Below are 18,266 nucleotides of genomic sequence, written 5' to 3'. Positions count from 1 at the left end.
ATCTCTTTCCTCGATTCCAGGTCAAAAGAATGCCGATTCTTTCGATACCATCAAGGAATGCCCGCCACCGCGCTCGAACTGTCCACCCTGGGCCACCGCATCCGTCATCAGCGGATCCAGCACGGGTTCACGCTCGACGAGCTGGGCGCGCTGGTCGGGGTCGCCGGCAGCCAGCTGAGCCTCATCGAGAACGGCAAGCGCGAGCCGAAGCTGTCGCTGCTGCAGGCGATCGCCACCGCCACGGGGGTCGAGGTCGCCGACCTGCTGTCGACCGAGCCGCCCAACCAGCGCGCGGCGCTGGAGATCGAGTTGGAGCGTGCGCAGGCGAGCACCGTGTTCCGCCGCCTCGGGGTGCCCGCCGTCAAAGTCACCAAGGGCATGACCGACGAGACGATCGAGTCGATCCTCGGGCTGCACCGCGAGCTCGAGCGCCGTGAGCGCGAGGCCATCGCGACGCCCGAGGAGGCGCGCCGCGCCAACACCGAGCAGCGTCTGCGCATGCGCGAGGTCAACAACTACCTGCCCGACATCGAGAAGCTCGCCGAGAGGCAGCTCAAGGCCGCCGGGCACCTCTCCGGCGCCCTCAAGCACCGCACCGTGGGCATCATGGCCGAGCAGCTGGGGTTCGAGCTCATCTACGTCAGCGACCTGCCGCACTCCGCACGCTCGGTGACCGACCTCGAGCACGGGCGCATCTACCTGCCGCCGGCGTCGATCCCCGGCGGCCATGGCCTGCGCTCCATGGCGCTGCAGGCGATGGCGCACCGCCTGCTCGGGCACAAGCCGCCCACCGACTATGCCGAGTTCCTCTGGCAGCGCCTCGAGATCAACTACTACGCCGCCTGCTGCCTCATGCCAGAGACGGCGTCGGTGGGCTTTCTCGAGCAGGCCAAGCGCGAGCGCAACCTCGCCGTCGAAGACTTCCGCGACGCGTTCGGGGTGACCCACGAGGCCGCTGCGATGCGCATGTCGAACCTGCTCACCGAGCACCTCGGCATCCCGCTGCACTTCCTGCGGGTCGACGGCAACGGCGCGATCAACCGCGTGTACGAGAACGACGGGCTGCCGCTCCCCGAAGACGTCACGGGGTCGATCGAGGGGCAGGTCGCCTGCCGGTGGTTCCTGGCCCGCTCCGCCTTCGAAGAGCACAACCGCACGACCGAGCACTACCAGTACACCGACACCCCGGCCGGCTCGTTCTGGTGCTCGACGCAGACCGGCACGACCGCCGAGGGCGAGTTCTCGATCACGGTGGGCGTGCCCTTCGACGACGCGAAGTGGTTCCGCGGCCGCGAGACCCAGAAGCGGGCGATCTCGCAGTGCCCCGATGAGTCGTGCTGCCGTCGCCCCGACGAGGATCTCACCGCCCGATGGGAGGGCCGCGCGTGGCCGAGCGCCCGCGTGCACCAGCAGATGTTCTCGCCCCTCCCCCGCGGCGCCTTCCCCGGCGTCGATGCGGGCGAGGTCTACGCCTTCCTCGAGCGGCACGCGGGCCGCTGAGCAGTCACGCCACGACGAAGTCGCGGTAGCGTGCGAGCGCGGCGGCCACCTCGTCGGCGGGCGCCGCATCGGGCGCGAACACTTCGGCGGTCGGATGCTGGGCGTGCCGCCCGACCGCGTGCGAGTGCGCCCAGGTGCCCACGATCAGTCCGTCTGCGACGATCACGGGGTGCACGATGCCGTTCTGGGTCGGCCCCACCGCCGCGGCGAACTCGGGGATGCACGGCAGCGAGCGGTCGGCGTACGACAGGTAGTACTCCTCGAAGGGCGGCAGCGCCACCACGCGAGGCACCGACTGCCGGCGCGGCCGCTCGGCGGCGACCCACAGCGCGTCGCCGACCCGCGTGAGCCGGCCAGACCCGGCCGCCCGTTCCTCGGCGTCGCGGGCGACCCCGAGCGGCAACCCCGACCACCAGGCGAAGTCTCTGGCACCGGCGGGGCCGTGCCCCGTGATGTAGCGCACGAAGAACTCGGCCAGCGGGTCGTCGGGGGTGTGCACGGCACCGCCGTCGGCAGCCACGACGTACTGGTCGCGCGTGGGCGCGCCGTCCCTCGGCACGACGGGCCCGAGCACGACGACCCCGCGGATCGCGAGGGCCGACAGCACGAGATTGCCCCGCATGCCGACGGGATCGACTCCTGCGCCGGCGAGCACGGCGCCGAACTCCGCCCGCGTGAGCCTGTTGCCGCCGCCGAGGGCCGCGCGCACGGCTCGCTCGGCGGTCACCAGATCGTCTTCGGCGAGCCCGACACCCCGGTGCACGACCGCCCACTGCTTCTGCTGGCGCGCGGTCGTCAGCGACAGCATCCATGCGGCGTCGTGCGGAGGCACGATGTGCAGGGTGCCGCGCATCGTCCACGTGCGCACGAGTTCGCCGCGGTCGAACGCCGCGTCGACGTCTCGGAGCGAGAGTCTGCCCCGTGTGCGGGCGGCCAGCGCCCACCGGCCGCCCCAGAACTCCTGCGCCTGCGTGGCGAGGAGGTGCTCGGCGGCGTCGACGACGGTGCGGGCAGGAGCCGTCAGCCGATGCGACCGTAGGCGCTCGGCGAGCACCGCGCCGGCGGCACGATCGCCTCGCCGCGCGCGCGGCGATGCGTGGTCGTCCATCTGCCCATCATGGCGCGCACCGCCGACATCGCGCTCAGCGCTCGAGCCTCACCACGGCGCGCTCGGGCAGCACGATCGGGTGCGTGCCGCTCATCGCCTCGAGCACCCGCACGACCTGCGACGAGTAGCCGAACTCGTTGTCGTACCAGACGTAGAGGATGATCGTGGTTCCGTCGGCGACCGTCGCGAGGCCGTCGACGATGCCCGCGCGATGCGAGCCGACGAAGTCGGTGGAGACCACCTCGGGCGACTCGACGTAGTCGATCTGCTGGCGCAGGCGCGAGTGCAGCGACACGCGGCGCAGGTAGTCGTTGACCTCGGCCTTGTCGGTCGGGCGCTCGACGGTCAGGTGCAGCACCGCCAGCGACACGTCGGGCGTGGGCACGCGGATCGCGCTGCCGGTGAGCTTGCCCTCGAGCTGCGGCAGGGCCTTGGCGACCGCCTTGGCTGCTCCCGTCTCGGTGATGACCATGTTGAGCACCGCCGACCGTCCGCGGCGGTCTCCCTTGTGGAAGTTGTCGATGAGGTTCTGGTCGTTGGTGAATGAATGCACCGTCTCGACGTGACCGCGCACCACGCCATAGGCCTCGTCGATCGCCAGCAGCACCGGCGTGATCGCGTTGGTCGTGCACGAGGCGGCCGACAGGATGCGGTCGGCCGCATCGATCGCGTCGTGGTTGATGCCGTGCACGATGTTCTTGATCGCGCCCTTGCCGGGTGCGGTCAGGAGCACGCGGGCGACGCCGGTCGAGCGCAGGTGCTGCGACAGCCCCTCCTCGTCGCGCCAGCGGCCGGTGTTGTCGACGACGACGGCATCGCGGATGCCGTAGGCGGTGTAGTCGACGGCGGCCGGGTCGTTCGCATAGATGACCTGGATGCGGGTGCCGTTCGCGATGATCTGCTGCTGCTCCTCGTCGACCTCGACCGAGCCGGCGAACGGCCCGTGCACGGAGTCGCGGGCCAGCAGGCTCGCCCGCTTGACGAGGTCGTTCTCGGCGCCCTTGCGCACCACGATCGCGCGCAGGCGCAGACCGTGGCCGCCGCCGGCGTGCGCGATGAGGATGCGGGCGAGGAGGCGCCCGATGCGCCCGAAGCCGTAGAGCACGACGTCGGCGCCGGCGTCTCGGGGCAGCTCCCCCGTGAGCACGGGCTCGAGCTGCGCCGCCAGGTAGTCCTCGAGGTCGCCGCCGTGCGCGCGGTAGCCGTCGGCCAGCCGTGCGACATCGAGCGAGGCGGGACCAGGTGCCACGGCGCGCAGACCCCGCAGCACCTCCAGCGTGTCTTCCAGGGGGATCTCGGCGTGACCGAGCTGCTCGACGCGCTCGTGCGCCTCGAGGATGCCGGTGACCGACAGGTTGATGAGGCGGTGCCCGTGCAGCGAGGTGACGACGCCGCGATCGCGATAGAGGGATCCGATGTAGGGGATCATCCGCTCGGCGAGCTGTTCGCGAGCCACCCAGGCTGCGCGGTCTTCGTCGTAGGTGGGCATGCGTCATCCTCCGCGAGGCGGCGGCGCACGCCGCATCGCTGCGTCGAGTCGGGGGTTCGGCCGGAACCGGCCACGAACATCCTAGGCTGTGCGCATGCAGCGAGATGTCACGAGCCGAGTGATGCTGACCATCGACGAGACTGCCGACCTCGTGTTCGCCATCGCGGTGAGCGCTCAGCATCCGGGCGCCGCCGAGAGCTTCACGGCGACCCTCGACGGCGCGCCGGTGGAGTGGACAGCACTCGCCGATGCGCACGGCGGACGGCTGCACCGCATGACCGTCGCCCCCGGCGAGCTCGTCGTCGAGTACTCGGCCTCGGTCGAGGGCATCGCCGCGCCCCTGCCCGCCGAGGAGTCCGAGCTGCTCGCCTACGGCAGGCCCAGCCGCTACGCCGAGTCCGACACGCTCGCCCCCACCGCCGCGGCGGAGTTCGCCGGCATCACCGACCCGGCAGAGCTTCTGGCGGCCATCTCGTCGTGGGTCGGCACGCGCCTGGCCTACGTCAGCGGCTCGAGCCTTCCCACCGACGGCGCGGTGCGCACGCTGCTGAACCGCCAGGGCGTGTGCCGCGATTACGCGCACCTGTGCGTGGCGTTGCTGCGGGCATCCGGGGTGCCTGCGCGCCTGGTCTCGGTCTATGCCCCCGGGCTCGATCCGATGGACTTCCACGCCGTCGCCGAGGCGTGGGTAGAGGGCGCCTGGCGGGTGGTCGATGCCACGACGCTCGCACCCCGCGACACGCTCGTGCGCATCGCGACGGGCCGCGATGCCGCCGACACCGCGTTCCTCAACGTGCTCTCCGGCCGCGCCGACCTCGTCGAGATGGAGGTCACCGCCGTGGCCGACGTGCTGCCGGACGACGATGTGACCCGTCTCGTGTCGATCCGCTGAGATCCTCGCCGCGGGGCCTGCGGCGTGGCACCCTGGGGGCATGAAGACCTGGATCGTGCGGTTCGCCTCGCTCTACGTGTTCGACGTCGCCGTGCTGCTGGTCGTGGGCTGGCTGCTGCCGAGCGTCTCGGTCGGCTGGGCGGCGCTGTGGGCCGCGCTGCTGCTGACGGCTCTGACCCTGTGGGTCAAGCCGGTCATCTCGCGGTGGTTCTCGTCGAGGGCCGCCAAGAGCGCCCACGAGCGCACGAAGGCGGGCGAGAAGCTCGTGCAGTTCGCGCTCGTGTTCATCGTCGAGCTGATCGTCTGGGTGCTGGTGGTGCTGCTCAGCGGCGTGAACGTGCGCGGCTTCTTCTGGGGCTGGGTGCTCCCCCCGATTGCGCTGCTGATCGCCTGGATCATCTACGACGCGATCGACGACAAGGTCGAGGCGCGCGCGGGTGCGCTCTATGACAGCGCGACCGGCGGCATCCGCGGATCGAAGACGGATGCCGCGGCCACTAGCCCCGCGTCGCCGGCGGCAGCCGAGGGGCGGGCGGAGCTGAACGACGGGCTCACGGCCGAGCAGCGCAGGATGCTGGACGACTTGGGCTGAGCGCGCTCGGACTCGCGCACGATGTTGCACGCCGTGTAACAAACCGACCACGGATGACCTCGGCCGGCCTCCGGCGCGAGAGGATGGGTGTCACGGCGACCGTCGCACAGCACGCGGACGGGCCGCACCCCGACCCGGAGGCATCATGTCGCGCCCTGTCCTGCGTTCTCTGACCCTCGTCGCGGCCACCGCCGCGGCTCTCGTGCTGGCCGGGTGCGCCTCCGGCACCGCGGAGCCGGCGGCATCCGCGTCGTCGTCGTCCGACGAGGTGCCGGCCGACGCGTACATCACCCCGGGCAAGCTCACGATCGCCACCGGCGAGACGGCCTACGAGCCCTACGTGATCGACGACGACCCCGAGTCGGACGAGGGCTTCGAGGCAGCGGTCGCCTACGCGGTGGCCGACGAGCTCGGCTTCGAGCACGACGACGTGGTGTGGGTGCGCACGAGCTTCGAGGCGGCGATCGCGCCGGGGCCGAAGAGCTTCGACTTCAACATCCAGCAGTACACGATCACCGACGAGCGCAAGCAGGCCGTCGACTTCTCGTCGCCCTACTTCGAGGCGAGCCAGGCGGTGGTCGCCATCAAGGGCGGCGCGGCCGACGATGTGACCGACATCGCGGGCCTGAAGGGACTCGTGCTCGGCGCGATGGCGGGCTCGACGAGCGCGACGACGATCGAGCAGGCCATCGCCCCCGACACCGACGCGCAGCTGTACAACTCGAACGAAGACGCCGTCGCCGCCCTCACGGCGAACCAGATCGACGCGATCGTGCTCGACACCCCGACGGCGTACGTCGCGGCCAACTTCTACATCGACGACTCGTTCATGGTCGGCGAGCTCCCCGCCGCGGGCGTGCCCGACCAGTGGGGTCTGCTGCTGGCCAAGGACTCCCCGCTGACGGCATCGGTGACCGCCGCCGTCGACACGCTGCGCGAGAACGGCACGCTGGCCGAGCTCGAGGAGAAGTGGCTCTCGGTGCTGACCGAGGGCGTGCCGCAGCTGCAGTGACCGCACTGGGCTAACGTCGTTCCGTGACCTCGCACTCCCCGAGCGCGCTCGAGCTCGAGCGGCGCGCCTACCGCCGCGAGCGGGAGCGCCGATCGGTGCTCGTTGCGATCGTCTCGACGCTCGCGTTCGCGGCGATCGTGTGGCTCACGCTGTTCACGACTCCCGGCTGGGCGGCGGTGCAGCAGGCGTTCTTCAACCCGCAGATCGCCCTCGAGGCGCTCCCCCGTGTGTGGGAGGGGTTCCTGTTCAACCTGCAGGTGCTCGCCGTCTCGGTCGTCACCGTGGCGATCTCGGCGCTCCTGCTCGCGACGCTGCGGACGCTTCCCGGCCCCGTGTTCTTCCCGGTGCGGGTGCTCACGGCCGCCTACACCGACGTCTTCCGCGGGCTGCCGTTCATCATCGTCGCCTACCTCATCGGCTTCGGGCTCCCAACGATCGCGAACACGCGCATCCCGCCGCTGTGGCTGGGTGTGCTGGCGATCACCCTCACCTATTCCGCCTACGTCTCCGAGGTCATCCGCGCCGGCATCGAGGCCGTGCACCCGTCGCAGCGGCTCGCCGCCCGGGCGCTGGGCCTCGGCTACGTGCAGACCCTCGGCCGCGTCGTGCTGCCGCAGGCGCTGCGCAAGATCACTCCTCCCCTCATGAACGACTTCATCTCGATGCAGAAGGATGTGGGGCTCATCTCGATCCTCGGGGCGATGGATGCCGTGCGCGCGGCGCAGATCGAAGCCTCGCAGAGCTACAACTTCACGCCGTATGTGGTCGCCGGCATCCTCTTCATCCTCCTGGCGATCCCCACGATCCGCCTGACCGACTGGTACACGGCGCGACTGCGCCGCCGCGAGCAGGCGGGATCGATCCTGTGAGCGCGCTGCTGCGGGCGGAGGCCGTCGTCAAGTCCTTCGGCGACCGCGAGGTGCTCCGCGGGGTCGACCTGTCGCTCGACCGGCACGAGGTGGTGGCCCTCATCGGCGCGAGCGGATCGGGGAAGTCGACGCTGCTGCGCTGCCTCAACCTGCTCGAGCCGATCGACGACGGGCAGATCTGGCTCGACGACGACGACATCTCCGACCCCCGCGTCGACGCCAACCGGGTGCGTGCGCGGTTCGGTGCGGTGTTCCAGAGTTACAACCTGTTTCCGCACCTGACGGTGCTCGACAACGTGACGCTCGCCTCGCGGGTCGTGCACCGGATGCCGCGGCGCGAGGCCGAGGAGCGCGCGCGGGATCTGCTGCAGCGCATCGGCCTGGCCGAATTCGCGAAGGCGCACCCCGACCGGCTCTCCGGCGGCCAGCAGCAGCGCGCCGCGATCGTTCGGGCGATCGCCACCGACCCCGAGCTGCTGCTGCTCGACGAGGTCACCTCGGCCCTCGACCCCGAACTCGTCGGCGAAGTGCTCGAGCTCGTGCGGCAGCTCGCCGCCGAGGGCACGACGATCCTCATGGCGACCCACGAGATGGCCTTCGCCCGCGACGTGGCCGACCGCGTCGTGTTCCTCGACGCCGGCACCATCGTCGAGGAGGGACCGCCGGCGCAGCTGTTCGGCGCGCCCCGCGAGGCGCGCACGCGCGAGTTCCTCGCGCGGTTCACCGCCTGAGACGCGGGAGCGGCAGCATCCGCCCCCGCGTCAGGCGATGGAGCGCTCTGCGGCCTCGACGACGTTCGCGACGAGCATCGCGCGGGTCATCGGTCCGACTCCGCCGGGGTTCGGCGAGAGCCAGCCGGCGACCTCCGCGACGGCGGGGTCGACGTCTCCGGCGAGCTTGGCCCTGCCCGACTCGGTCGTGCCGACGCGGGTGACCCCGACATCGAGCACGGCGGCGCCGGGCTTGACCCACTCGGCCTGCACGAGGTGCGGCTGCCCCACGGCGGCCACGACGATGTCGGCGCGGCGCACTTCGGCGGCGAGGTCCGCCGTGCGCGAGTGGGTGAGGGTCACGGTCGCGTCGGTGCCCTTGCGGGTCAGCAGCAGCCCGAGCGGGCGGCCGACCGTGATGCCGCGGCCGATGATCGTCACGTGCTTCCCGGCGATCTCGACGCCGTGCCGCACGAGCAGCTCCACGATGCCGGCCGGCGTGCACGGCAGGGGCGCGTCGATCGCGGCGGCGGGGTCGACCCCGAGCACGAGGCGCCCGAGGTTGGTCGGGTGCAGGCCGTCGGCATCCTTCGCGGGATCGATGAGCTCGAGGATCGCGTTCTCGTCGATGCCCGCCGGCAGCGGCAGCTGCACGATGAACCCGGTCACGGCGGGGTCTTCGTTCAGGCCCCGCACCGCCGAGGCGATCTCTTCCTGCGAGGCGGATGCCGGCAGCTCGACCGAGATGGAGGCCACCCCCACCTCGGCGCAGTCGCGGTGCTTGCCGGTCACGTACGAGCGCGACGCCGGGTCGTCGCCGACCAGGAGTGTGCCCAGCCCCGGCACGACGCCCTGCGCCGCGAGGGCGGCGACGCGCTCCTTCAGCTCCTGCTTGATCGCGGTCGCCGTGGCGACGCCGTCGAGCATGTTCGCGGTCATGGTGTCTCCTGTCGTTGTGCCGGGTGCGGGGCACTGTGCCGTTGCGCGAGACCCACCCTGCCGCCCGAGACCCGGGCTGTGCCGGTGGGTTTCGGTACCGAACGCAGGTCTCGGGCAGCGGATGCTGGGTCTCGGGGCCGAACGTGGGTCTCGGCCCCCTGATCGCTACTGCTGCAGGCCCGGGTAGAGCGGGAACGCCGCCGTCAGGGCAGCGACGCGGGTGCGGAGGGCCTCGACGTCGGCGCCGGGCTGCAGGGCCAGGGCGATCACGTCGGCGACCTCGGTGAACTCGGCGTCGCCGAAGCCGCGGGTGGCGAGAGCCGGGGTGCCGATGCGCAGGCCCGAGGTGACCATCGGGGGCCGGGGGTCGTTGGGCACGGCGTTGCGGTTGACGGTGATGTGGATCTCGTGCAGCAGGTCTTCTGCCTGCTTGCCGTCGATCTCGGCCTCGCGCAGGTCGACGAGCACGAGGTGCACGTCGGTGCCGCCCGAGCGCACGGCGATGCCGGCATCCTTCACGTCCTGCTGGGAGAGGCGCTCGGCGAGGATCGCGGCGCCTCGGACGACGCGCTCCTGGCGCTCGCGGAACTCGGGGGTCGCGGCGAGCTTGAAGGCGGTGGCCTTGGCGGCGATCACGTGCATGAGCGGGCCGCCCTGCTGACCGGGGAAGACGGCGGAGTTGATCTTCTTGGCGATCTCGGCGTCGTTGGTGAGGATGAAGCCCGATCGGGGGCCGCCGATCGTCTTGTGCACGGTGGAGCTCACGACGTGCGCGTGCGGCACGGGGCTCGGGTGCAGGCCCGCCGCGACGAGACCGGCGAAGTGCGCCATGTCGACCCAGAGCAGCGCCCCGACCTCGTCGGCGATCGCGCGGAACGCGGCGAAGTCGAGCTGACGGGGGTAGGCCGACCAGCCGGCGATGATGACCTTGGGCTGGTGCTCGATCGCCAGGCGCCGCACCTCGTCCATGTCGATGATGCTGGTGGCGGGGTCGACCCCGTAGGCGACGATGTTGTAGAGGCGGCCCGAGAAGTTGATCTTCATGCCGTGCGTGAGGTGGCCGCCCTGGTCGAGCGACAGGCCCAGCAGCGTGTCGCCGGGGCGGGCGATGGCGTGCAGCACGGCGGCGTTCGCCGAAGCCCCCGAGTGCGGCTGCACGTTGGCGAACTCGGCGCCGAACAGCGACTTCGCGCGCGCGATCGCGAGCTCTTCTGCGACGTCGACCTCTTCGCAGCCGCCGTAGTAGCGGCGGCCGGGGTAGCCCTCGGCGTACTTGTTGGTGAGCACCGAGCCCTGCGACTGCAGCACAGAGACGGGCACGAAGTTCTCGGAGGCGATCATCTCGAGATACCCGCGCTGACGCTCGAGCTCGCGCTCGAGCACCTGGGCGATCTCGGGGTCGACCTCGGCGAGCGGGGCGTTGAAGTACTGATCGGTCATGGCGATCTCCTGACGACGGCTTTCGGAAAGGGGTGTCCCGCATCGGCCCAGGCGCGCGGTCGAATGCCGTTGTCGGTCGCTCCCCGGTGGTGGTCCACCTCAACGCCAGTCGCGACACCCCGAGCATAACGGATGCGACCGACACCGCAGGTGCGCGCGACGCGCCCCGCGGCTAGGCTGGCAGCATCCTTTTGTTAGGAATCCTTACTGATCGGATGCCGCGTGCCTGACCTGCCCCTCGTGCCCGCCCCCGCCGCCGTCACCGTCGTCGATGCGGCACCGTTCCGCCTCGACGCGGCCACCGCCGTGACCGGCGATGCCGAGGCCGCCGCCCTGCTGCGCGCGCTTCTGGCCGAGCGCGCGGGTTCACCGCTCCTCCTGGATGCGGCCGGCGGAGTCGCCTCGGCCGTCGATCTGGCTCTCGCCGCCGGCGGCGCGCCCGAGTCGTACCGGCTGACCGCCGACGCGGCGGGCGTGCGCATCGAGGGAGCCGATGCTGCGGGCCTCTTCTACGGCGTGCACACACTCGTGCAGCTGCTGGTCGCCGACGACGAGGGCTGGCTCGTGCCGGCCGTCGAGATCGCCGACGCACCGCGGTTCACCTACCGCGGCGTCATGCTCGACGTCGCACGGCACTTCCACCCCGTCGCGACGGTGAAGGCCTACATCGACCGCGCCGCCGCACTGAAGTTCAACCACCTGCACCTGCACCTGAGCGACGACCAGGGGTGGCGGCTGCGGATCGACAGCCGGCCGCTGCTGACCGAACAGGGATCGCGCACCGCGATCGGCGGCGAGCCCGGCGGCTTCTACACGCACGACGACTACCGGGAGATCGTCGCCCACGCCGCCGCGAACCACATGACCGTCGTTCCCGAGATCGACATGCCTGGGCACACCCACGCCGTGACCCTCGCCTACCCCGAGCTCAGCGAAGAGCCCGTCGTCACCGACGAGATGCGGGAGATCCTGCGCGTGTACGGAGGCGACGAGCCGGTGAACGGCGCGCCGTTCCAGGGTCTCGCCGTGGGCTTCTCGTCGCTGCGCATCCACGACGAGGTGACCTACGCGTTCCTGGCCGACGTGCTCGGCGAGGTGGCCGCCCTCACCCCCGGCCCCTACCTGCACGTCGGCGGCGACGAGGCCCTGGGCACCCCCGCCGACGACTTCGCGCACTTCATGGCCCGCGCCACCGCCATCGTCGAGGGCCTCGGCAAGACGCCGATCACGTGGCACGAGGCCGGCGCCGCCGCGGGGCTCTCGCCCGGCACGGTCGGCCAGTACTGGGGTTTCCGCACGCCGATCGACGGCATGGACGACAAGACCCGTGCCTTCGTCGCGCGCGGTGGGCAGGTCATCCTCTCCCCCGCCGACGCGATCTACCTCGACATGAAGTACGCCGCCGACGCCCCACTCGGCCTGCAATGGGCCGGCATCGTGCCGGCACGCCAGGCGTACGAGTGGGATCCGGCGAGCGTGGTCGACGGCGTCTCCGACGCGGAGATCCTCGGCGTCGAGGCGCCGCTGTGGGCCGAGACCCTGAGCACCCTCGCCGACATCGACGCGATGGCCTTCCCCCGCATCGGCGCGGCGGCCGAGGCCGCGTGGTCGCCGCCCCTCGGGGCTACGTCGCAGCGCACGTGGGAGTCGTTCCGCGAGCGCGTCGGCGGCCTCGCCGCGCTCTGGACCAGCCGCGGCATCGGCTTCACCCGCCTGCCCGAGATCGACTGGCGGGGCTGAGATGAATGGCGTCATCCACTCCGCGCGGCTCGTCGACGCCGGCCGCGTGGTCGACGACGCGTGGGTTCGCTTCGCCGACGGCAGGGTCGTCGCAACCGGCACCGGTGACGGCTGGCGAGCGGATGCTGCGGCATCCGTCGCGGCGACGTCCGGCAGCGAGGCATCGGATGCGGCAGAGGTCGTGGTCGACGCGACCGCGGTCGCCGGCCCCGGTGCCGTGCTGACCCCCGGGTTCATCGACATCCACGGGCACGGCGGGGGTGGGTTCGCCTACGACGACGGGCCGGACGCGATCCGCGCCGCGCGGGCACTGCACCGCGCCCACGGCACGACCCGCGCCGTCGTCTCGCTCGTGACGGCGGCGCTTCCCGACCTCGAGCGGCGCGCCACGATGGTCGCAGACCTCGTCGCGAGCGATCCCGACATCCTCGGGTCGCACCTGGAGGGGCCCTTCCTCGACCTCGCGCGCAAGGGCGCGCACACCCCCGAGCTGCTGCGGGCGCCCGCAACGGACGCCGTGGAAAGGCTGCTGGCGGCGGGGGGCGGCAGCATCCGCCAGATCACGCTCGCCCCAGAGCTCCCCGGAGGGCTCGACGCCGTGCGCCTGGTCGTGGCCGCGGGCGCCACGGCGGCGGTCGGGCACACGTCGGCCGACTACGCGCAGGCCGCCGCGGCGTTCGACGCGGGCGCGACGATCCTCACCCACGCCTTCAACGCCATGCCGGGGCTGCACCACCGCGACCCCGGGCCCGTGGCCGCTGCGGCGGCCGATGCCCGCGTGACGCTCGAGGTGATCGCCGACGGCGTGCACCTGCATCCGGAGGTCGTGCGCATCGCCTTCGCCGCCGCGCCTGGCCGCATCGCGCTGATCACCGACGCGATGGCCGCCGCGGGCCACCCAGACGGCCGGTACGAGCTGGGCGGGCTCGGCGTCGACGTGCGCGACGGGGTCGCGCGGCTCGTCGAAGGCGGCGCGATCGCCGGGTCGACGCTCACCCAGGATGCGGCGCTGCGCCTGACCGTCGCGGCCGGGGTCGCCCTGCCCGACGCCGTCGCAGCCCTCACCTCGACCCCCGCCCGCGCGGTCGGCCGTGGCGACGACCTCGGCTCGCTCGCCCCTGGCCGCTGGGCCGACGCCGTGCTGCTGTCGGCCGACCTCGACGTCCGCGCCGTCTGGACCGCCGGCTCCCGCGACCTCTGACCCCCCTCCCCCTCACCATGTGGCACACCTGGGGGCCTCGGGCGGGAGTGAGCCCGCGAGGTGTGCCACATGGGCAGAAGTAGACTGGAGGCCATGTCCGACCTGCCCCACGTCGCACCCAGCGCGCCCGCGCAGCCCGCGCCCGCACAGCTCGCGCCCGGAACCCGTGCGCCGCTGTCGGCGATCGACATCCTCGCGTTCGTGTGCGAGCTGTTCGCCTTCGGCTCGCTCGCCCTCTGGGGCTTCGTGTCGTGGCCGCTGCCGTGGAACATCGTCGCCGGCATCGGCGCACCCGTGGTCGCGATCCTGGTGTGGGCGCTGTTCGTGTCGCCGCGTGCCGTCCTGGGCGTGCACCCGTTCGTGCGGGCCGTCGTCGAGCTGCTCGTCTACGTGTCGGCGACGATCGCGTGGTGGAGCATGGGCGCCGCCTGGGTGGGGCTCGCCTTCGGCGTCATCGCCGTGACGGTGGGCGTGATCGCCGGACGCCGCCGGTTCGCGTGACCGCGTCCGCCGGCGTCGTCGCGCAGCTGCGCGAGGCCCTCGGCGAGCGCGTCGACACCTCGCCCGAGGCGCTCAACGAGGCCAGGGCCGACAAGTCGGGCCACGCGGCGCCCGAGGCTCCGCTGGCGGTCGTGCGCGCCGCATCCGTCGCCGACGTGCAGCAGACGCTGCGCATCGCCACCGCCACCGCCACCCCCGTCGTCACCCGCGGCGCGGGCACGGGGCTCGCGGGCGCCGCCAACACCGGCGGCGGCGAGATCGCCCTGTCGGTGCGCGGCATGGACCGCATCGTCGAGGTGCGCGCCGACGACCTCATCGCCGTCGTCGAGCCGGGCATCATCAACGCCGACCTCAACGCCGCGCTCGCCCCGCACGGGCTGTGGTGGGCGCCCGACCCGGCGAGCAGGGCCATCTCGACCGTCGGCGGCAACATCGCCACCGGCGCCGGGGGCCTGCTGTGCGCGAAGTACGGCGTCGTGCGCGACGCGGTGCTGGGACTCGACGTCGTGCTGGCCGACGGACGCCTCGTGCGCCTCGGGCACCGCACCGTCAAGGGCGTCGCCGGCTACGACCTCACCTCACTCATGATCGGCTCAGAGGGCACCCTCGGCGTCGTCGTCGGCGCGACCCTCAAGCTCCGCCGCCTCGTGCCGGGCGCCGTCTGCACGCTCGCGGCGACCTTCGCCGACGTGCGGGCCGCCGCGGCGGCATCGGCGGCCGTGACGGCTTCCGGTGTGCAGCCGGCGGTCATGGAGCTGATGGATGCCGCCTCCCTGGCAGCCGTGCACGCCCTGCTCGCACTGCCCGCGCCCGCCGAAGGTGCCGCGCAGCTGACGATCCAGACCGACGGCCCCGCCGCGGCGGCCGAGGCCGATGCCATCGCCGCCGTGCTGAGCGGCGCCGGAGGCGAAGTCGCCGTGACGCACGATGCCGCCGAGGGCGAGCGGCTGCTGGCGATCCGGCGCTCGATGCACCCCGCGATGGAGGCGCTCGGCACGACGCTCATCGAAGACGTCGCGGTGCCGCGCAGCGCGCTGCCGGCGATGTTCGACGAGATCGCCCGCATCGAGCGGGAGTACGGCATCGTGATCCCCACGGTCGCCCACGCCGGCGACGGCAACTTGCACCCGAACTTCGTGTTCGCCCCTTCGACAGGCTCAGGGACCGCGGCCGACTCAGGGGCTTCGGCAGGCTCAGGGACCGCGACAGACTCAGGGACCGCGACAGACCTCGTGCCCGAGCACATCTGGGCCGCGGCCGACGATCTCTTCCGCGCCGCACTGCGCCTGGGCGGCACCCTCACCGGCGAGCACGGGGTGGGCGTGCTCAAGCGCCGGTGGCTGCGCGACGAGCTCGGCGACGACCAGTGGCAGCTGCAGCGCGCCATCAAGCAGGTGTTCGACCCCGTCGGCATCCTCAACCCAGGCAAGGTCTTCGACGCCTGAGCTGGTCGGCGGCGATCCCATCCCGCGACTTGGCACCTCCTGTCGCCTGCCCGGGGCCCCAGGCGGCGACAGCCGCCAAGTTGCGGGAGGTGAAGACGGCCCGCGGTCGCAAGCGGCGGGGGCAGCGGCGATCATCACCCCGCAACTTGGCAGCTTCTGCCGCCTCCCGCCCCTCGCAGACGGCAACAGCTGCCAACTTGCGGGAGGGGAAAGACGGTCAGGCGGCGAGGGTCGCCTGTGAGCGCCACTCGCGCGGCGTGCAGCCGTGCTCGCGGCGGAACGCCCGCGTGAAGGTCGTGAGGTCGCGGAAGCCCGATTCGTAGGCGATCCACTCGATCGTGCGATCGGGCGCGTCGCTCAGCAGCCGCCGGGCACGGCGCAGCCGCTCGGTGCGCAGGAAGGTGGCCGGCGACTGCCCCACCTCTTCGAACACCTGGTAGAGCCGACGACGCGAGACGAAGTGCTCGCGAGCGATCTGGTCCATGTCGATGCCCGAGCGGGTCGCGTGGATGCGGAAGTACTCCTGCACGGCATGCCGCAGGCCTCCCGAGGTCCTGGGCACGCCGCTGCCCTCGCCGAACGACGAGCGGATCATGACGGAGGCGAGGTCGCGCATCGTCTCGGCGGTCGACTCGCGGGCGTCTTCGAGGGTCACGGCGGCATAGGAGAAGAGGTTGCGCGCGGCCGGCGCCCGCCAGCCGTCGGGCAGAGCCAGGCGCCGCATGGCGTCTTCGATCATCTCGACCGGCAGCCCCAGTGAGCGCCGCGAGACCTGCACGATCAGCTGCTGCTGATCTGGGCGCGAGTAGTCGAGGTAGTAGGGGCGGTCGGTCGCGTAGACGGTGACCGATCCCTTCCGCACCGAGGCCGACTGCCCGTCGGCGACGACGGTGCCGCTGGAGGACCGCTGCAGCGACAGATGGATGTCGTCGCTGTTGGCGCGGTCGGCCAGGCGCTCGGTGCGGTCGGCGCTCGTGCCGCACGTGGTCACCATCGACACCGACAGCCGAGGATCGAGGGCGACGTGCTCCATGCGTCCGGTGAACCGCGCCTCGAATCCGGCGCAGCGCAGCGGGACGAAGCACCCGCTCACGACCGTCTCCCAGTCGTCGGCGCTCTCAGCCTCGAGAACATCCACGTTCGCCTCCTACGTGGCTGTCCACGATAGCCGAGCCCTCCCCTGGGCAGAACCGGGGTCGTCGAGCCGTGCACAAAACGCCGATCACACAACGCCGATCCGCCGCCGTGCACAAAACGCCGGTCCCGGTGCACGAAACGCCGGGTCGACCGCACGCGCCGATTGAGAGCGTTGCCTGCAGCGATGAAGCAGACGGGAGACACGATGACGTTCTTCGCACAGGAGACCTGGAACGGCCGCGGATATGTGGGGGGCTGGGTGCACTTCGAGGGCACCGCGACGGTGACCTCGCCCGCCACCGGCGACGCGATCGCCGAGATCGGCATCGGCGGCCCCGCAGACATGATCGACGCGATCGAGCGGGCGGATGCTGTGCAGCACGACTGGGCGGCACGCCCCGCGCAGGAGCGGGCCGCGGTCATGCGCCGCGCCGCCGCCCTCCTGGAGGAGCGCGGCGAGACCCTCGCCGGCTGGCTCGTCGACGAGGCGGGCTCCGCGCAGGGCAAGGCCGCCTTCGAGGTGGGGCTGGTCACGAGCGAACTGCACCAGGCGGCCGCCACCGCGACGATGCCCTACGGGCAGCTGCTGACCTCGTCGCACCCGCGGCTGAGCCTCGCCCGCCGGCGCCCCGTGGGCGTGGTCGGGGTCATCTCGCCCTTCAACTTCCCGGCAATCCTCGCCGCCCGCTCGGTGTTCCCGGCGCTCGCGCTCGGCAACGCCGTCGTGCTCAAGCCCGACCCTCGCACCTCGATCGCCGGCGGACTGTTCCTGGCGGCCCTCCTCGAAGAGGCGGGACTGCCCGAGGGCCTCTTCGCCGTCGTCCCCGGCGGCGTCGAGGTCGCCACGGCGCTCATCGACCACCCGGCCGTGCCCGTTATCTCGTTCACCGGCTCGACGCAGGCGGGCCGCGCCATCGGCGAGCGCGCGGGACGTCAGCTCAAGCGCGCGCACCTCGAGCTCGGCGGCAACAACGCCATGATCGTGATGCCCGACGTCGACGTGGCGGCGGCAGCATCCGCCGGCGCATGGGGATCGTTCCTGCACCAGGGGCAGATCTGCATGACCACGGGCCGACACCTCGTGCACGCCGACATCTACGACGAGTACACGGCGCTGCTGGCCGCGAAGGCCGAGGCGCTCGTCGCGGCCGACCCCGCCACCGGCGCTCCCCTCGGCCCGATCATCGACGCGAAGCAGCGCGACCGCGTGCACGGCATCGTGAGCGAGACGCTCGCAGCGGGCGCGAGCCTGCTGGCCGGCGGCACGTACGACGAGCTGTTCTACCAGCCGACGGTGCTCGGCGACGTGCGCAGCGACCACTCCGCCTTCACGCAGGAGATCTTCGGCCCCGTGGCTCCCGTGCTGCGCTTCGACGACATCGACGAGGCCGTGGACCTCGTCAACGCGAGCGAGTACGGCCTGTCGGTCGCGATCCTCGCCGGCGACGCGTTCCGCGCCCTCGAACTCGGTGACCAGATCTCCACCGGCATCCTGCACATCAACGACCAGACGGTCGACGACGAGGCGCAGGCCCCGTTCGGCGGCACCGGCCACTCCGGTACCGGCGCCCGCTTCGGCGGCCACGAGGCCAACATCGAGGCCTTCACCGACACCCAGTGGGTCACGGTGCAGTCCCGCATTCAACAGTACCCCTTCTGAACCCTGCAACACCCGATGAAAGGACGTGCGA

The 18,266-nt window shown here is 71.9% G+C and carries 16 protein-coding genes and 1 riboswitch; of the genes, 11 read left to right on the top strand and 5 right to left on the bottom strand.

The annotated features are described in order from the left end of the window. Nucleotides 1–57 precede the first annotated feature (57 nt). On the top strand, nucleotides 58–1,500 hold the full coding sequence (locus OAW74_RS01940; RefSeq protein ID WP_262872647.1) for a helix-turn-helix transcriptional regulator: 1,443 nt from the start codon (nucleotides 58–60) through the stop codon (nucleotides 1,498–1,500). A gap of 4 nt (nucleotides 1,501–1,504) precedes the next feature. Here the strand turns inward: OAW74_RS01940 and OAW74_RS01935 are convergent, their stop codons facing one another. Next, nucleotides 1,505–2,608 (bottom strand): winged helix DNA-binding domain-containing protein, encoded by a 1,104-nt coding sequence (locus OAW74_RS01935; RefSeq protein ID WP_262872646.1) that lies wholly within the window; start codon nucleotides 2,606–2,608, stop codon nucleotides 1,505–1,507. A 34-nt stretch (nucleotides 2,609–2,642) separates the two neighbouring features. Next, on the bottom strand, nucleotides 2,643–4,097 hold the full coding sequence (locus OAW74_RS01930) for a glyceraldehyde-3-phosphate dehydrogenase (protein ID WP_262872645.1): 1,455 nt from the start codon (nucleotides 4,095–4,097) through the stop codon (nucleotides 2,643–2,645). 94 nt (nucleotides 4,098–4,191) lie between these two features. On the opposite strand from OAW74_RS01930, the gene OAW74_RS01925 reads away from it, so the two are divergent. From OAW74_RS01925 to OAW74_RS01905, 5 genes are all read left to right on the top strand, one after another. After that, nucleotides 4,192–4,989: a transglutaminase-like domain-containing protein gene (locus OAW74_RS01925; RefSeq protein ID WP_262872644.1), complete on the top strand. Its 798-nt coding sequence runs from the start codon at nucleotides 4,192–4,194 to the stop codon at nucleotides 4,987–4,989. A 40-nt stretch (nucleotides 4,990–5,029) separates the two neighbouring features. After that, on the top strand, nucleotides 5,030–5,581 hold the full coding sequence (locus tag OAW74_RS01920; protein WP_262872643.1) for a hypothetical protein: 552 nt from the start codon (nucleotides 5,030–5,032) through the stop codon (nucleotides 5,579–5,581). A gap of 145 nt (nucleotides 5,582–5,726) precedes the next feature. After that, nucleotides 5,727–6,593, top strand: coding sequence for an ABC transporter substrate-binding protein (locus OAW74_RS01915; RefSeq protein WP_262872642.1), 867 nt, complete (start codon nucleotides 5,727–5,729; stop codon nucleotides 6,591–6,593). A 23-nt stretch (nucleotides 6,594–6,616) separates the two neighbouring features. After that, nucleotides 6,617–7,462: an amino acid ABC transporter permease gene (locus OAW74_RS01910; protein ID WP_262872641.1), complete on the top strand. Its 846-nt coding sequence runs from the start codon at nucleotides 6,617–6,619 to the stop codon at nucleotides 7,460–7,462. Further along, nucleotides 7,459–8,193, top strand: a complete 735-nt coding sequence (locus tag OAW74_RS01905; RefSeq protein WP_262872640.1) for an amino acid ABC transporter ATP-binding protein — start codon at nucleotides 7,459–7,461, stop codon at nucleotides 8,191–8,193. The genes OAW74_RS01910 and OAW74_RS01905 overlap by 4 nt, the downstream gene beginning before the upstream one ends. Nucleotides 8,194–8,223: 30 nt before the next feature. Here OAW74_RS01905 and OAW74_RS01900 read toward each other — a convergent pair whose 3' ends face one another. Beyond that, nucleotides 8,224–9,111, bottom strand: coding sequence for a bifunctional methylenetetrahydrofolate dehydrogenase/methenyltetrahydrofolate cyclohydrolase (locus tag OAW74_RS01900; protein WP_262872639.1), 888 nt, complete (start codon nucleotides 9,109–9,111; stop codon nucleotides 8,224–8,226). A 165-nt stretch (nucleotides 9,112–9,276) separates the two neighbouring features. Beyond that, nucleotides 9,277–10,551 carry a serine hydroxymethyltransferase gene (gene glyA / locus OAW74_RS01895; RefSeq protein ID WP_262872638.1) on the bottom strand — a complete coding sequence of 425 codons (1,275 nt, stop codon included), beginning with the start codon at nucleotides 10,549–10,551 and terminating at the stop codon, nucleotides 9,277–9,279. 38 nt (nucleotides 10,552–10,589) lie between these two features. After that, nucleotides 10,590–10,674: riboswitch (ZMP/ZTP riboswitch) on the bottom strand. A gap of 99 nt (nucleotides 10,675–10,773) precedes the next feature. Between glyA and OAW74_RS01890 the strand changes: the two genes are divergently transcribed. The 4 genes from OAW74_RS01890 to OAW74_RS01875 all read left to right on the top strand — a co-directional run bounded on the left by OAW74_RS01890 (nucleotide 10,774) and on the right by OAW74_RS01875 (nucleotide 15,438). Next, the gene (locus tag OAW74_RS01890) at nucleotides 10,774–12,291 is read left to right on the top strand and encodes a beta-N-acetylhexosaminidase (protein ID WP_262872637.1); all 1,518 of its coding nucleotides are present in this window, start codon (nucleotides 10,774–10,776) and stop codon (nucleotides 12,289–12,291) included. A 1-nt stretch (nucleotide 12,292) separates the two neighbouring features. Continuing rightward, the gene (nagA, locus tag OAW74_RS01885) at nucleotides 12,293–13,492 is read left to right on the top strand and encodes an N-acetylglucosamine-6-phosphate deacetylase (protein ID WP_262872636.1); all 1,200 of its coding nucleotides are present in this window, start codon (nucleotides 12,293–12,295) and stop codon (nucleotides 13,490–13,492) included. Between the two features lie 93 nt (nucleotides 13,493–13,585). Then, nucleotides 13,586–13,993, top strand: a complete 408-nt coding sequence (locus OAW74_RS01880; protein WP_262872635.1) for a YrdB family protein — start codon at nucleotides 13,586–13,588, stop codon at nucleotides 13,991–13,993. Continuing rightward, nucleotides 13,990–15,438 carry an FAD-binding oxidoreductase gene (locus tag OAW74_RS01875; RefSeq protein WP_262872634.1) on the top strand — a complete coding sequence of 483 codons (1,449 nt, stop codon included), beginning with the start codon at nucleotides 13,990–13,992 and terminating at the stop codon, nucleotides 15,436–15,438. Before OAW74_RS01880 ends, OAW74_RS01875 begins: the two co-directional genes overlap by 4 nt. A 217-nt stretch (nucleotides 15,439–15,655) precedes the next feature. On the opposite strand, the gene OAW74_RS01870 is transcribed toward OAW74_RS01875, so the two are convergent. Further along, nucleotides 15,656–16,576 (bottom strand): helix-turn-helix domain-containing protein, encoded by a 921-nt coding sequence (locus tag OAW74_RS01870; RefSeq protein WP_262872633.1) that lies wholly within the window; start codon nucleotides 16,574–16,576, stop codon nucleotides 15,656–15,658. A gap of 183 nt (nucleotides 16,577–16,759) precedes the next feature. On the opposite strand from OAW74_RS01870, the gene OAW74_RS01865 reads away from it, so the two are divergent. Then, nucleotides 16,760–18,235 (top strand): aldehyde dehydrogenase family protein, encoded by a 1,476-nt coding sequence (locus tag OAW74_RS01865; RefSeq protein WP_262872632.1) that lies wholly within the window; start codon nucleotides 16,760–16,762, stop codon nucleotides 18,233–18,235. The last annotated feature ends 31 nt before the right edge of the window (nucleotides 18,236–18,266 follow it).

The sequence above is a fragment of the Microbacterium fluvii genome, from assembly GCF_025515205.1.
GTDB classification, from domain to species: domain Bacteria; phylum Actinomycetota; class Actinomycetes; order Actinomycetales; family Microbacteriaceae; genus Microbacterium; species Microbacterium fluvii.
The sequence above is the reverse complement of the archived record's forward strand: the minus strand, read 5'-3'. Positions and strand labels throughout refer to the sequence as shown.